General features: G+C 39.1%; 14 protein-coding genes. 4 read left to right on the top strand and 10 right to left on the bottom strand.

Annotated features, from left to right (window positions below; translation table 11 throughout):
* Positions 1-45: 45 nt before the first annotated feature.
* The 4 genes from MSG66_RS13840 to MSG66_RS13855 form a co-directional block, all read right to left on the bottom strand.
* Positions 46-1,386 (bottom strand): sensor histidine kinase, encoded by a 1,341-nt coding sequence (locus tag MSG66_RS13840; RefSeq protein ID WP_324654410.1) that lies wholly within the window; start codon positions 1,384-1,386, stop codon positions 46-48.
* A complete protein-coding gene (locus tag MSG66_RS13845) occupies positions 1,383-2,045 on the bottom strand; it encodes a response regulator transcription factor (protein ID WP_209734034.1) in 663 nt (220 codons plus the stop codon). Before MSG66_RS13845 ends, MSG66_RS13840 begins: the two co-directional genes overlap by 4 nt.
* 105 nt (positions 2,046-2,150) lie before the next feature.
* Positions 2,151-2,510: a NirD/YgiW/YdeI family stress tolerance protein gene (locus MSG66_RS13850; protein WP_202741571.1), complete on the bottom strand. Its 360-nt coding sequence runs from the start codon at positions 2,508-2,510 to the stop codon at positions 2,151-2,153.
* An 80-nt stretch (positions 2,511-2,590) separates the two neighbouring features.
* Entirely contained in the window at positions 2,591-4,348 is a 1,758-nt protein-coding gene (locus MSG66_RS13855) for a GspE/PulE family protein (protein ID WP_202741570.1), read from the bottom strand.
* Between the two features lie 288 nt (positions 4,349-4,636).
* Between MSG66_RS13855 and MSG66_RS13860 the strand changes: the two genes are divergently transcribed.
* Entirely contained in the window at positions 4,637-5,908 is a 1,272-nt protein-coding gene (locus MSG66_RS13860) for an MgtC/SapB family protein (RefSeq protein WP_324654411.1), read from the top strand.
* Between the two features lie 9 nt (positions 5,909-5,917).
* Here MSG66_RS13860 and tsaA read toward each other — a convergent pair whose 3' ends face one another.
* On the bottom strand, positions 5,918-6,652 hold the full coding sequence (tsaA, locus tag MSG66_RS13865) for a tRNA (N6-threonylcarbamoyladenosine(37)-N6)-methyltransferase TrmO (RefSeq protein ID WP_324654412.1): 735 nt from the start codon (positions 6,650-6,652) through the stop codon (positions 5,918-5,920).
* 101 nt (positions 6,653-6,753) lie between these two features.
* Between tsaA and MSG66_RS13870 the strand changes: the two genes are divergently transcribed.
* On the top strand, positions 6,754-7,533 hold the full coding sequence (locus MSG66_RS13870) for a ferredoxin--NADP reductase (RefSeq protein ID WP_005039353.1): 780 nt from the start codon (positions 6,754-6,756) through the stop codon (positions 7,531-7,533).
* A gap of 53 nt (positions 7,534-7,586) precedes the next feature.
* Here MSG66_RS13870 and MSG66_RS13875 read toward each other — a convergent pair whose 3' ends face one another.
* Positions 7,587-8,456 carry a PhzF family phenazine biosynthesis protein gene (locus MSG66_RS13875; protein ID WP_324654413.1) on the bottom strand — a complete coding sequence of 290 codons (870 nt, stop codon included), beginning with the start codon at positions 8,454-8,456 and terminating at the stop codon, positions 7,587-7,589.
* 230 nt (positions 8,457-8,686) lie between these two features.
* On the opposite strand from MSG66_RS13875, the gene MSG66_RS13880 reads away from it, so the two are divergent.
* Both MSG66_RS13880 and abeS read left to right on the top strand, forming a co-directional pair.
* The gene (locus tag MSG66_RS13880) at positions 8,687-10,147 is read left to right on the top strand and encodes a PLP-dependent aminotransferase family protein (RefSeq protein ID WP_324654548.1); all 1,461 of its coding nucleotides are present in this window, start codon (positions 8,687-8,689) and stop codon (positions 10,145-10,147) included.
* Between the two features lie 253 nt (positions 10,148-10,400).
* Complete coding sequence (gene abeS, locus MSG66_RS13885; RefSeq protein ID WP_004791191.1) at positions 10,401-10,730, top strand: multidrug efflux SMR transporter AbeS; 330 nt, start codon at positions 10,401-10,403, stop codon at positions 10,728-10,730.
* A 73-nt stretch (positions 10,731-10,803) separates the two neighbouring features.
* Here the strand turns inward: abeS and MSG66_RS13890 are convergent, their stop codons facing one another.
* The 4 genes from MSG66_RS13890 to MSG66_RS13905 form a co-directional block, all read right to left on the bottom strand.
* On the bottom strand, positions 10,804-11,580 hold the full coding sequence (locus MSG66_RS13890) for an ABC transporter ATP-binding protein (protein ID WP_324654414.1): 777 nt from the start codon (positions 11,578-11,580) through the stop codon (positions 10,804-10,806).
* 9 nt (positions 11,581-11,589) lie between these two features.
* A complete protein-coding gene (locus MSG66_RS13895; protein WP_324654415.1) occupies positions 11,590-12,303 on the bottom strand; it encodes an ABC transporter permease in 714 nt (237 codons plus the stop codon).
* Complete coding sequence (locus MSG66_RS13900) at positions 12,300-12,989, bottom strand: ABC transporter permease (RefSeq protein ID WP_080027501.1); 690 nt, start codon at positions 12,987-12,989, stop codon at positions 12,300-12,302. Before MSG66_RS13900 ends, MSG66_RS13895 begins: the two co-directional genes overlap by 4 nt.
* Positions 12,990-13,080: 91 nt before the next feature.
* On the bottom strand, positions 13,081-13,866 hold the full coding sequence (locus MSG66_RS13905) for an ABC transporter substrate-binding protein (protein WP_324654416.1): 786 nt from the start codon (positions 13,864-13,866) through the stop codon (positions 13,081-13,083).
* Between the last annotated feature and the right edge of the window lie 60 nt (positions 13,867-13,926).

The raw sequence follows: 13,926 nt of genomic DNA on the forward strand, positions 1-13,926 counted from the left end.
TGGGAAAACAAAAAATGGATAGCATGGGTAACCATGCTATTTTTTTTATAATGGAAGATTAATCTCTACTCTCAATCCACCCTGTTCAGCATGCATAAAATGTAATTCACCATTATGCAATTCAATAATTTTTCGTGTAATTGAAATTCCCAACCCTGAACCTTGCTGCTGAGTGCCTAATACCCGGAAAAAACGCTGTCCTAAACGTTGCAATACTTCATCATCGACACCATTTCCAGTATCTTGTATAGAGATTTTAATTTGCTGTTCATCCTGACTAATCTCAACATATATAGAGCCTAAAGTCGGGCTATAACGTATGGCATTATCAAATAAATTTCTAAAAGCGATAAAGAGCAATTCTTCATTCGCAAACGTTTTAGTTTCTGTCGAGAAGGTATCTGTCTCTATCAGCATCTGTTTAGCTTGCGCATCCAAATTTACAGTTTCAATGACTCTGGCCAATAAGTAATTTAAATCGATAATCGTCTTGGGAAGTTCTGGCTGCTCTGCTTCATTGGGTTCCAAGCGAGCCAGGAGAAGTAAGTTTTCAAGTATTTTTGTACTTCTTGAAACGTCTTCCTGTATACGCTCAAAGTCCTGATGAAGTTCTGGAACATGTTGATATTTACGCTGCAAAACCTGAAGGCGCATTTGTATGGCAGATAATGGAGAACGCAGCTCATGAGAAGCATCTGCGGTAAAACGCTGTTCAGCGATTAATGCCCTTTGCAACCTTGCAAGTAATTGGTTTAGAGCATCAATCACAGGCTGAATTTCGGTAATGACATCTGGCTCTTGAATCGGCTCTAAATTTGATGCAGTTTTTTGAGCAATACGTTTAGAGAGTAGATTTAGTGCGGCTAATTGTTGCTTCGTACGCCAACTTACAATGACCCATTGTAATAGCCAGAACAACACCATAAGACCACTATACCCAGCAAGTGCCTTGAGTACTTCTTCAATACGCGTACTCATTGGCTGAAAAACTTCAACTTGTAACTTTGAGTCTTCTTGCTGTGCAGCTAAGCTACGCCATAATTGACCATCAAACCAAAAATATGAAAAACCTTCTGATAAATTACCTTGTTCAAAAAGCTCGTGCTGATAGCTATGAGAATGAGTAAGTAATTGGCCTGCGTCTAATAACTCATACTGAATATCAAACTCATCACTGAGCTCATCAAACTGTTTCATAGAGTGCCCAGAAATATCAGAAACTAGCAATGTGTCTGAAATTTCGTCCATGATTTCGTCTTGCACTGACATGTTGTGATAAATAGAAAATATAGTGAGTAAGCTTAAAGCCAGCAAGCCCACCACGACACTACTCCACATCGTGGTTTTAACCAGTTGCGACTGCAAGGATGAGCGATTTGATTTCATTTTAAATCTCCCATACGGTAGCCTAGCCCCCGTATGGTTTTAATGCAGCTACTCCCGATTTTTTTTCGAAGCTGATAAATAAATACTTCTATTGCGTTACTTTCAATTTCCTCACCCCATGCATAGAGCGCTTCTTCTAATTGATCACGTGTAATAATATGTTCAGGATGCACCATCAGCTTACGCAATATTTGGAACTCTTTCGCTGTTAAATCAATAGATTTTCCAGCACACGATACAACTTTTGCTTGTGTATCGAGTTGCAGATCGCCCCATGTTAAAACCGATTGCTGACTCAAAGTTTGTTTGCGTAATTGAGCGCGGATTCGGGCAGATAACTCTTCTAAACTAAAAGGCTTAACCAAATAATCATTTGCACCTAAATCTAGTCCTTCGACTCGGTCATGAATACTGTCACGCGCTGTAATAAAAATAACAGGAACATTTTTTTGTTTATGGCGGATCGTTGTTAAAACTTTTTCACCAGCCAGTTGAGGCAGCCCCCGATCAAGCAAAATACAGTCATAATCATGCTGCTCGATTGCCGTAAGCGCATAATCACCTCTTTCCACCCAATCGACCTGATAACCATCTAACTCTAACCATGATTGAATACTTTCAGCTTGAGAGCGATCATCTTCTGCAAGCAAAATTCTCATCTATTTTTCCTGTTATATCCTGATTTAATCTTGCCTAGCCTTTTTTAAAAAAGCAAAGCCGCATTATTAAAATGCGGCTAAAGGCAATACATCTAAGATTATTAATTAAAACTGAACTTGATCCACATCAATTTCGACGCGTTTTAAAGGTTTATAATCAATGTCTACTTCACCAATTAAAGTTACATTTGTATTTGGTGAAATAGGACGACCTTGCCAAAGCTCATCATCTACATCAACTGTAATGCTACCTGTCTTGTCACGAAATTGATATTTTTCATCACCTAAAGATTTTACAACCTGACCATGTAATTTTATTGGTGTACTATCTTTAGCCGTTAATGCCTGTTTTACCGTGGTGACAGTTGCCGGAGCAATTGCAGCCTGATTGACTGGTGTATTCGCTAGAACTACACCAGCGGCAGTCATACCAGCAGTCATCATCATTACTTTAAGCATATTCATATAATTACCCTCTGTTTTTGGTTTCCTCTTGGGATAAAGCAATTACATCATGCATAAATGAGGTGAATCTTAAGAAAAACTTAATTTAAGGGCACAACCCGCAATACCTCTTCTAGAGTCGTAAGACCATCAATGACTTTACGAGCACCCGCAATTCTTAAGGGTTCTATACCTTCTTTCTTAGTTTGTGTTCTCAAATCATTTAAAGTTATATGGCTACTCATAAGATGCTTAAGCTCAAGACTTACTGGCATAAATTCATAAATACCGATTCGCCCCTTATAACCTGTATGACGACATTGTTCACATCCAACAGCCTGATAGACTTTTTCTGGCATTTCTATAATGTAATCGAATGTTAGGTGCTGCCACTCGTCCTCATTAATTTGTGCTTGTTGTTTACAGTGTGGGCAAAGCTGTCGCACTAAACGTTGCGCGAGAACACCCAAAATTGTTGCGGCAGTAAGAAATGGCTGAACACCTAAATCGTGCAAGCGAGTTAAACTGGACGGCGCATCATTGGTGTGTAAAGTTGATAATACTAAATGACCGGTTAATGCCGCTTGAATTGCCATATTCGCCGTATCTTGATCACGAATTTCCCCAATCATAATAATGTCGGGGTCTTGACGCATGAGTGCCCGCACACCATCTGCAAAGCCTAATTCAATTGCATTGTTGACCTGCATCTGGTTAAAACTAGGCTCTAACATTTCAATTGGATCTTCAATAGTACATACATTAACCTGATCTGTTGCGAGCTGCTTTAACGAAGAATATAGCGTTGTCGTTTTACCTGAACCTGTAGGACCCGTGACTAAAATAATACCGTGGCTATTTTTTGTTAACTGCTGCCACTGTTGTAATAGGCTCTCTTCAAAACCCAGTTGATGAAAAGAACGTACCAACACATCTGGGTCGAAAATACGCATAACCAGTTTTTCACCAAATGCAGTTGGCAAGGTTGATAAACGTAGCTCTGTTTCTTGCCCTTTCGGTGTACGTGTTTTTAATCGCCCATCTTGCGGTTTACGCTTTTCCGCTACATTTAAACGCCCTAAAATTTTAATACGGGCAATCACTGCGGTCAGCGTATTTGATGGCATGTTATAAATGGTGTGCAAAACACCATCGATACGAAACCTGACTTTACCGTTATCTTTGCGCGGTTCCATATGAATGTCACTGGCGCTCTGCTCGAACGCAAACTGTAAAATCCAGTCAACCAATTTCACAATATGCTGATCATTGGCATCTGGGTTCTGACTATCTCCAAGTTGTAAAAGAGCTTCAACATTTTTATTTTCACGGTCATGAGCTGCATCTTTTTGAGCTGAGTTTACCGCCCGACTGACCTGATAATATTCTCGCAAATAACGTTGTAACTGTTCGGGATTGAGTAATACCCGCTCAATTTTTTTAGGAGCTAGACTTCGTTCAAGATTATTGAGCCAATCTGTTTGAAATGGCTGATCTGTTCCAATCACAATTCGATCGGCATGGATTTCGACAGCTAAAATATGATTGCGAATAGCAAATTCTTGTGACATGACTTGAGTTAAAGCACTCACATCTGCCTTTAAAGGATCAATCACAAATAGAGGAAGTTGAACCCGATCTGCAAACCATAAACACAAGCGGTTTAAACTTAAATGGGCCTGTGTGTGCTGCTGATCTTTTAAATTAAAATGTGCAATCCACTGTAAAGGATGCCATTTCAACTGGTCTTTTTGGCGCTGGCTTGACTGTACCAGTAATTTATCTCGTTCTGTAATACGGCCTTCTTGTAATAGTTGTTCTAGACACCAATACGTATCTACGTCTACATGTGCATTCATGCGTTATCCCCAATATATTTTTACAATATAGCAGAGATATTTTTGATTTAACTTACCCCAATTTATTTAAATTCAATTTTTAAATATCCTTCAACTTCAATTAATTAAACTAATTCTCAGCTTAATATTTTTTTGCGTCACAGGTCATGTTTATAAAAATATTTTGTACGTTGCTTTGTCTAAAAAAGACACTATGCTCACCATAATAAAAAGCATAAACTGAAGGCGAACATCTGATTTTAAAATGATTAAAATCTACATATAACAATAAACCAAAGAGGAAGTAATATGGAACTTCCAATGACAACGTCATTACAAACAACATCTTTTGAAGAATTCATTACAGTCATTGCTGCGGCTCTCGGTTGTGGCTTATTAATTGGTCTAGAACGTGAACGAAGTAAGCTCAAACATGAATATAAAACTTTCGCTGGTTTCAGATCTTTTGCAATTAGTGCGCTATTAGGAGCAATCTGTTTTTTATTCGGCACTTCAATTGGAATTGTTGGAGCTTTAATCATTGGGGCAATCAGTATTGTATCTCTCAAAAATCAGCCAAATGACCCTGGTGTGACCACTGAACTTGCTTTTATTATGACCTACTTCATTGGGGCACTTTGTATTTGGAATATCTCATTGGCTGCTGGACTAGCCGTCATCATGACAATTATTTTATTGGCTAAGCAATCTATGCATGGCATTGCTAGTCAGTGGATTACCGAATCAGAATTGCGTGATGGTATTTTCCTACTCGCCTTGCTCTTAATTGCGTTGCCTTTAGCTCCTAATAAGCCTTTCTGGGGACCTGTTTTAAATCCACATGTCATTTTAAAATTACTTACTTTAATTTTATTTGTGCAAGCACTCGCGCATATTGCGAAGCGGTTACTCTCCTCTAAAAATGCATTATTACTTTCTTCTTTAGCTTCAGGTTTTGTTTCCAGTACAGCAGCTATTGCCAGTCTGGGTTTAGAAGTACGCTCTGGTCGTGCGAATGCCACCACAAATGCAGGTGCTGCATTAATGTCTTGTGTTTCAACGCTCATTCAGACCTTAATTATTGTGATCGGTATTAGTTTTTCTTGGTTTAAGTTGATTATATTTCCTACACTTATTGCATTAGTTGTTTTAGCAATATGGGCCTTTATTTTATTACGTAAAGCAGAGCCTAGCACTAGTTCACCCGAACTCGACTCAAGAATGTTCAGCTTAAAAGAAGCCATTATTATTGCCGGAACACTCACCCTCATTCAGGCAGGTGTTTATGGTTTAAGTATATCTTTAGGCGATGCAGGATTAATCGCTGGAACCCTGCTCGCTTCTTTATTTGAAATACATGCAGCTATTGCGGCAGTCATTGTACAAGGTGAACCGGATAGCACACATATGACGCCTTTATTAATTGCCTTTTTAGGAGGCTTTGCAGTGCATGCACTTGCCAAAAGTGTGAACTCTGCAATTTCGGGCGGGCTGCCCTATGCACTGGCTTTCGTTCCCGCCCAGCTTATTCATATGGCTATATTCATTGCTTTACTTTGGCTCAATATCCATTGGTTTTAAAAAATATCTTTATTGAGTGACTGAAGAAGCCTTCACGACATCAACCACTGTAATTACAAATTGATCAACTTTAAAATGAATATCAAAGTCTGAGAATTTCATTTTATAAATTCGTTCAGGGTCTTCTTGATAAGCAGGTCGAGGGTCTAAAGCCAATACCTGCTCAAGCTCATCAAGATATTGAGAAGTCATTTCTTTATTTTGTAGAAAATATTTTTGAGCAATGAAAGCAGATTCAGACCAAATGACTGATTTACACTCTGGTTCTGCATGTGCATAACCACTTTGTGCTTCAGCAATCGCATCAGAATATTGAATATAGGGTTTGATGTCTAAAATAGGAGTGCCATTTAATAAATCACTTCCTGTGATATAGACACGAACTGACTTACCGACTTTTTCAACTTTATTTAGCTTTACCACTGACAGCCCAATTGGAGAGGGTCGATACATGCTACGTGTTGCAAATACGCCAATTTTTTCATTGCCCCCTAATCGTGGTGGACGAACCTGAGGACGGAATTTATCTGCACTACCCTGATTTTTATTGTCATGAAACTGCCAAACTAGCCAGAGATGACTAAATTGTTCAATTCCTTCAAAAGCCAACAAGTCATTATAAGGTTCTACCATGTCGATATATGACTCAATATTTACCAAATTAGGCTGGCGCGGGATACCAAATTTTTCTCGATATGGAGAACACATGTGGCCGATTATGGGGAAGGTGACAGAGTTGATCATCACTTTTTCTTATAAACACAATTAAATATATTCAGTTTATCGGGAATGAAATTAGATTAGAATAGCAATCTGTTTTCTTTTAATCGTGATCGAGACCTTTAATGGCTGCTTTTAACGTCGAACGCATTACTCATGTTCACCACTGGAATGACACCCTTTTCAGTTTTAAAACTACACGCGACACTAGCTTACGTTTTAAAAATGGTCAGTTCGTAATGATCGGACTTGAAGTGAATGGCAAACCGTTAATGCGTGCGTATTCGATTGCAAGTGCAAACTACGAAGAAGAGTTAGAATTCTTCTCAATTAAAGTACAAGATGGTCCTTTAACTTCGATTTTGCAAAAAGTACAAGTTGGTGATGAAATTTTAATTTCTAAAAAACCGACAGGTACTTTGGTTCATGATGACCTTTTACCGGGTAAAAACTTGTACCTTTTATCTTCTGGTACTGGTCTTGCTCCATTCTTGTCAATTATTCGTGACCCAGAAACTTACGAACGCTTTGAAAAAGTAATTGTTGTTCATGGCACACGTTATATTTCTGAATTAGCTTATCAAGACCTTATCTTGAATGAACTTCCAAACCATGAATTCTTTGAAGAATTAGGCATTAAAGACAAACTTGTTTACTACCCTACTGTAACTCGTGAACCTTTCCACACTCAAGGCCGTGTTACCACTGCAATTGAAACTGGTGCTTTATTCGAAAAAGTTGGTTTACCACGCTTTAACCGTGAAACTGACCGCGCAATGCTTTGCGGTAGCCCTGCTTTCTTAAAAGACGTTGCTGCGCTACTTGACGAACATGGTTTAGTCGAATCACCTCGCATGGGTGTAATGGGCGACTACGTAATTGAACGTGCTTTCGTAGAAAAATAAGATTTTCTAATTAAAAAAACCGAGGACTTTACCTCGGTTTTTTTATATCTGTTTTATAGGTTAATCGTACCATCGATACAGGTAACAGCAGTTCCACCTACTAAAATTTTATCTTGATATAAATTTAGTTGAAGCTGTCCGTCACGTCCTAAAACGCGACCTTGTGAAGAAAGAACTACATCGTTCTGTGCTGGCAAAATACCATGGTAACGAATAAAAGACGCTACGCTGCCATTACCACTACCACAAACTGGATCTTCATTTACTCCAATTGAAGGAGCAAATGAGCGAACTTCTATATATTTTTGCTCATCATTATTTTCATAAAAACCATAAACCGTCGCTCCCCCAACTTTCATTTCTAAATCATGTTCTTTTAGAGCAGCGAAGTCTGGTTGGCTATCTAAAACAGCTTGCGCGTTTACAGCTTGCAAGACAACCCAGCGTGCGCCTACATCAACTAATGTGGCATTCCATTGCGTATTAATTTCACATTTTAAAATCGCTGCTAGTTTTTCAGTCTGGGTTTGATCTAAAGGTGTAATTTTAGGTTCTGGTAGTTCAAAGGAAATATGATTTAATTCACTTACCGTAAGAGCAACTAAACCTGCACCACATTGCTGTACCAATTTCCCTTCTTTAGCCGAAATTAGACCAGCTTCAAGTAAAGCATGGGCTGTGCCGATTGTAGGATGGCCTGCAAATGGTAATTCACTTTGCGGAGTAAAAATTCGAACCTGATAATCGGCTTGCGAATCTGTAGCAGGCAATACAAATGTAGTTTCAGAGAGATTGGTCCAATTGGCAATCGCCTGCATTTGTTCAGATGTTAAGGTACTAGCGTCCATAATCACCGCGACAGGATTTCCTTTAAATACTTGTGAAGTAAAAACATCAACTTGTTTAAATGCTACAACGGACATAGACCACTCCTACTCATTTTGATATTAAAAAATTATGGTTTTAATTCCTTACCATTTTTTGATCTTACTGATTTATTTTTAATGGTTACAGTATCAGTTAATATGAAAAATAATAGACACAGTTTTTAAGTTCAGAACTCGATTAAACAGACCAATCTAAAGTAATCACAATATTTGAGATAAATAACAGATCACTATAAAGTGTACCCATTGCTTTGGCTTTTTAATGAATTGATATGTACAAATATAAAAAAGTAAGTGATGACTTAACCCTTCAAATTCAGAATGGGCGGCAACCTATTGGTTCGCGTCTACCTTCAATACGAGACTGTGCAAACCATTATCAGGTCAGCATTAATACCGTAAAAGAAGCGTATCGTCAGCTTGAAGATCAAGGTTTGATTTCCGTTCGACCTCAATCTGGCTACTATGTTTGTCATGCACCTTCAAATTTGCCAGAACTCGAAGAGCGTTATGTCAGTGAAGAAAAAGTGCCACTTTCAGGTATTAGCTGTTTTCTCGCACAAATCGTTAAAAAGCAAATGGACCCAACCTATATTAATTTGGCTTTAGCTTGCCCCTCAGGAGAAAATTTCTATCCTATTGAACGTTTAAAACGCTTAACTGCACAGGTTTTACGGACACAACCAGATATTTTTAAAAGCTATACCTTACCACCCGGGTCAACACGACTACGCACACAAATTGCTAGACGAAGCTTGCAACTGGGCATGTTTCTTTCAGCAGATGATATTGTGCTGACTCACGGCACGATGGAAGCTTTAAGCCTCGCAATTATGGCCACCACTCAAGCGGGTGACACCGTAGCTCTTGAGATTCCTACTTTTCATAATTTGTACCCGCTCCTTCATAATTTAGGCCGAAAAATTATAGAAGTACCGACTTCCCCGCATACAGGCATGTGTCTAGATACGCTTGAGGAGCTATTAAAATCACAAAGTGTACAAGCTATATTAACGATTCCAACAGGACATAATCCTCTCGGTTTTAGTATGCCTGAAAGTAGCCGCCGTCGCTTGGCAGAGCTAGCTAATCAGTTTCAAGTTCCTGTTATTGAAGATGCGATGTATGCCGAATTGCAACTATCAGAACCTCTCTTACCCAACATTAAGGCATTTGACCAAAATGGATGGGTACTCGTATGTAGTAGCTATACCAAGACTGTAGCACCTGACTATCGAATCGGTTGGTTAGAAGCTGGACGCTTCCGTAATATTGTGCAGCAACTAAAATTTACGACAACTGTTGCAGAACCAGTTTTACTCACCGAAACTTTAGGCCTCTTCTTAGAAAATGGCGGTTATGACCTACATTTGCGTCAGCTCAAAAAGCGCTATCAACAACAAATTGACACCATCAAGTCTTATATTTGTCGGTATTTTCCGCTCGGTACTCGAGTCAGTCGCCCACAAGCGGGATTTATTTTATGGTTAGAACTACCTGAATCTATCGACACATTAGAACTGTTTCATCAGGCAATGGATGAAAAAATCTTATGTATGCCGGGAATCTTATGTTCGGCTGATAAGCGTTTTAGTCATTGTTTACGTATTGCAGCGTGTTTTGAGCTGAACCCAAAAATGTTAAACGCTTTGATGCGCTTAGGAGAGCTAGCAAAAAATATGCTTGCCACCCAAAACAATATAGGAAAAATCGCTACTCATTCATAATTTACAGCATGCGAAGAGAGATATGAGAGCATCAATCCTAGCTTATGCTGTCGGTTAAACATGGCGCTTTAACCATTGGCGATTAGTTTTTTATTAATGGTTTATATCGCTTTGCTAGTGATAAAATCAAATTATCAGTTCAGTTTGATTTATTAATATTTTTGTACCAAAAAAATTAAATAATCGTTAAAACTGGTCTAACCATTTCAACATTTCATATAGATTGATTAAAACTCATTCTGGCGCAGCTCCCATGTCTTATCTTTATTTAGCAATTGCGATTGCTTGTGAAGTCATTGCAACTTCAGCCTTAAAAGCATCTCAAGGTTTTACTGTTCCGATTCCATCTATCATTACAGTTGTAGGCTATGCAATTGCTTTTTATTTATTGTCCCTTACGCTAAAAACGATTCCGATCGGAATTGCATATGCCATTTGGTCTGGTGCAGGTATTATCTTAATTTCAGCCATTGGCTGGATATTCTATAAACAGCATTTAGACTTAGCAGCCTGCATTGGTTTAACTCTAATGATCGCAGGTATCGTGATTATTAATGTATTTTCTAAGAATACTCATTTATAAAATATAATTAAAAAGCAACCGAGTACGGTGAGAATCCTTTGTAAAAAATTTCACCATACTCGGTATGGACAGCTTATTTTAAACTGCCCGTTAAAAATTGCTTTAAACGCTCGCTTTTCGGGTTATTAAGTACTTCATCAGGATGACCCTGTTCTTCAATTTTCCCTTGATGCAAAAAAATCACTTGATTAGATACATGACGTGCAAAGCCCATTTCATGTGTCACCACAATCATGGTACGTCCTTCTTCAGCCAAGCCCTGCATTACTTTCAATACTTCCCCCACCAACTCTGGGTCAAGCGCACTGGTGGGTTCATCAAATAACATGACTTCCGGTTCCATAGCCAAAGCACGAGCAATCGCTACACGCTGCTGCTGACCACCAGATAAAAATGCTGGATATTTACTTTCAACGCTTTCAGGTAAACCAACTTTGCGTAGATATTTTCGTGCTCGTTCTTCTGCCTCAGCACGTTTTACCCCAAGTACATGAATTGGCCCTTCAATGATATTTTCCAGCACCGTCATGTGCGACCATAAATTAAAATGCTGGAATACCATCATGAGCTGGGTACGCATTTTTTGTAGTTGCTTTGGGTCAACCACTTTTAAATTGCCTTTTTTATCAAAGACTGTGCGTAGTTTTTCACCATTAAGCTTAATGGTGCCATTGCTCGGTTGTTCTAAAAAATTGATACAGCGCAGTAAGGTACTTTTACCTGAACCAGATGAACCGATGATACTAATGACATCACCAGCATTTGCATCAAGTGATATTCCTTTAAGTACTTCATGATCACCAAATGTCTTATGTAAATCGCGAATCACTAGTTTTGCAACGTGTTCCATTTATGTCTCCTAATGATTCGATGGCTTTAAAAATGCCAACCAACGTTTTTCAAGCCGACGAAACAGCCAAATCAAAATAAATGCCAGCATCGCATACAACACTGCGGCAATTCCAAAAGCATTGAAGGTGTCATAGGTTGCCGCATTTACATCACGTGCAATTTTTAAAATGTCAGGAACAGTTGCTGTAAATGCAATGGTTGTCGCGTGCAACATCAAAATGACTTCATTGCCATAAAATGGTAAAGCACGGCGCAACATCGACGGAATGATAATGCGGGTATAGCGTTTCCATTTTGACATTCCAAAAGCTTGTGCAGCTTCAATCTCGCCATGTGGAATAGAACGAATCACCCCAGCGAAGATTTCAGTCGTATATGCACCAGTATTGAGCGCAAATGCCAAAATGGTGCAATTTATGCCCTCTCGAAAAAACGCATCGAGCGTCTGATGTTCATGGATGTAATCAAAGCTGTAAATGCCTGAGTAAATAATCAGCAATTGGATGTACAGTGGTGTGCCACGGAAAATATAGGTATACAACCAAACTGGGCCACGTAACCAAAGATTTTCTGATACTCGTGCAAGTGACAAAGGCACAGCAAGCACAAAACCAATACCAATAGAAAGTACCAACAACCAAGCAGTCATCGCCACTCCGGTTATTTGTAAACCATCTGTCCAAAGGTATGCCTGCCAATATTGTTGAAGGATTTCAATCATAATTGTCCCTTCCTCACACCGGCAGAATAACGACGTTCAAGCCACATTAAAATCAGGTTCGAGACGGTAGTAATTGCCAAATAAATCGCAGCAGCCACGATGCTGAAAAAGAACAGCTGCATGGTACCTCTACCTGCATCTTGCGTAATTTTTACAATGTCAGTCAGGCCAATAATTGAAACCAGTGCGGTTGCCTTAATCAAGACTTGCCAGTTGTTACCAATACCTGGCAACGCAAAACGCATCATTTGAGGGAATAATACACGGCGAAAAACCTGCCAAGGGGTCATACCATAGGCCATTGCTGCTTCAATTTGCCCTGTTGGAACCGATTGAAATGCACCACGAAAGGTCTCGGTAAAATATGCACCATAAATGAACGCTAAAGTAATCACCCCAGCCACAAATGGGTTGATATCAATTTGGTCCATTTGCAGTGATTCAGTAATTTGGTTTAGACCCAACTGCAAGCTATAAAATAACAGCAGCATAATCACCAAGTCAGGCACACTACGAATGAGTGTGGTATAGGCGGTCGCAATATAGCGTAAGGCTTTAAAACTAGAGAGTTTTGAGCTCGCACCAATTAAGCCAATAATGACAGAAAGCAAAAGTGACAACAGCGCAAGCTGGAGGGTCATCCATGTCCCGCTGAGAAGGAGTGGCCCATAGCCAGATAAAAACATGACTCATCTTCTCCTTAAAAACAATATCTAATATTGATGAGATGAGAATAGATTTAAAAATGTCGGCACTCAGCCGACATTTTTCACATCATTAGTAAATGTTAAAGGAGAAATATTTTTTCTCTAGTTTCTTGTATGTACCATCCGCAATGATTGCTGCGAGTGCTTTATCAATATTCGCTTTCAAATCTGCATCTTCTTTGCGTAAACCAATAGCCGCGCCTACACCCAGTGTTTTTGCATCAACTACATTGCCACCGACAAAAGCGAAGTTTTTGCCTTTTGGTTGTTTTAAGAAAGCGCCATCAACCATGATTGCATCTTGTAAAGTTGCATCTAAACGACCTGACATCATGTCTTGATAAATCAAATCTTGGACTGGATAAGGTACAACAGTTACACCTTTTGTTGCCCAATAGGTTTTAGCATAAGTTTCTTGAATTGTGCCCTGTTGTACACCTACACGCTTACCTTTTAATGATGCAGCTGTCGGCAATAACGGTGAGCCTTTTTTTGAAACCATACGCGTTGGCGTATTGTAGATTTTGCTACTAAACAAAATTTGTTTTGCACGTTCATCAGTCACCGTCATTGATGAAAGAATGCCATCAAATTTTTTCGCTTTAAGTGCTGGAATCATCCCATCAAAAGAGTTTTCAACCCAAACACATTTGGCTTTGAGTTTTGCACAAACGGCATTACCCAAATCAACATCAAAACCAGTTAACTTGCCATCCGGTGTTTTATATTCAAACGGCGCATAAGAGGACTCAGTACCAAAACGAATCACCTTCCAATCCTTTGCTTGCACATTCGACGCAACAGCAGCCAGAACTAAGGTTGTTGAAACGAACATTTTTTTCATAAAGCTTGCCATCTTGAAGCTTCTCCTTGAAATCCAATAAGGTGATAAAAACTTGAGTATTTCAAACTTACT

It is taken from the genome of Acinetobacter sp. IK31 (assembly GCF_035615195.1).
GTDB lineage: Bacteria > Pseudomonadota > Gammaproteobacteria > Pseudomonadales > Moraxellaceae > Acinetobacter > Acinetobacter calcoaceticus_C.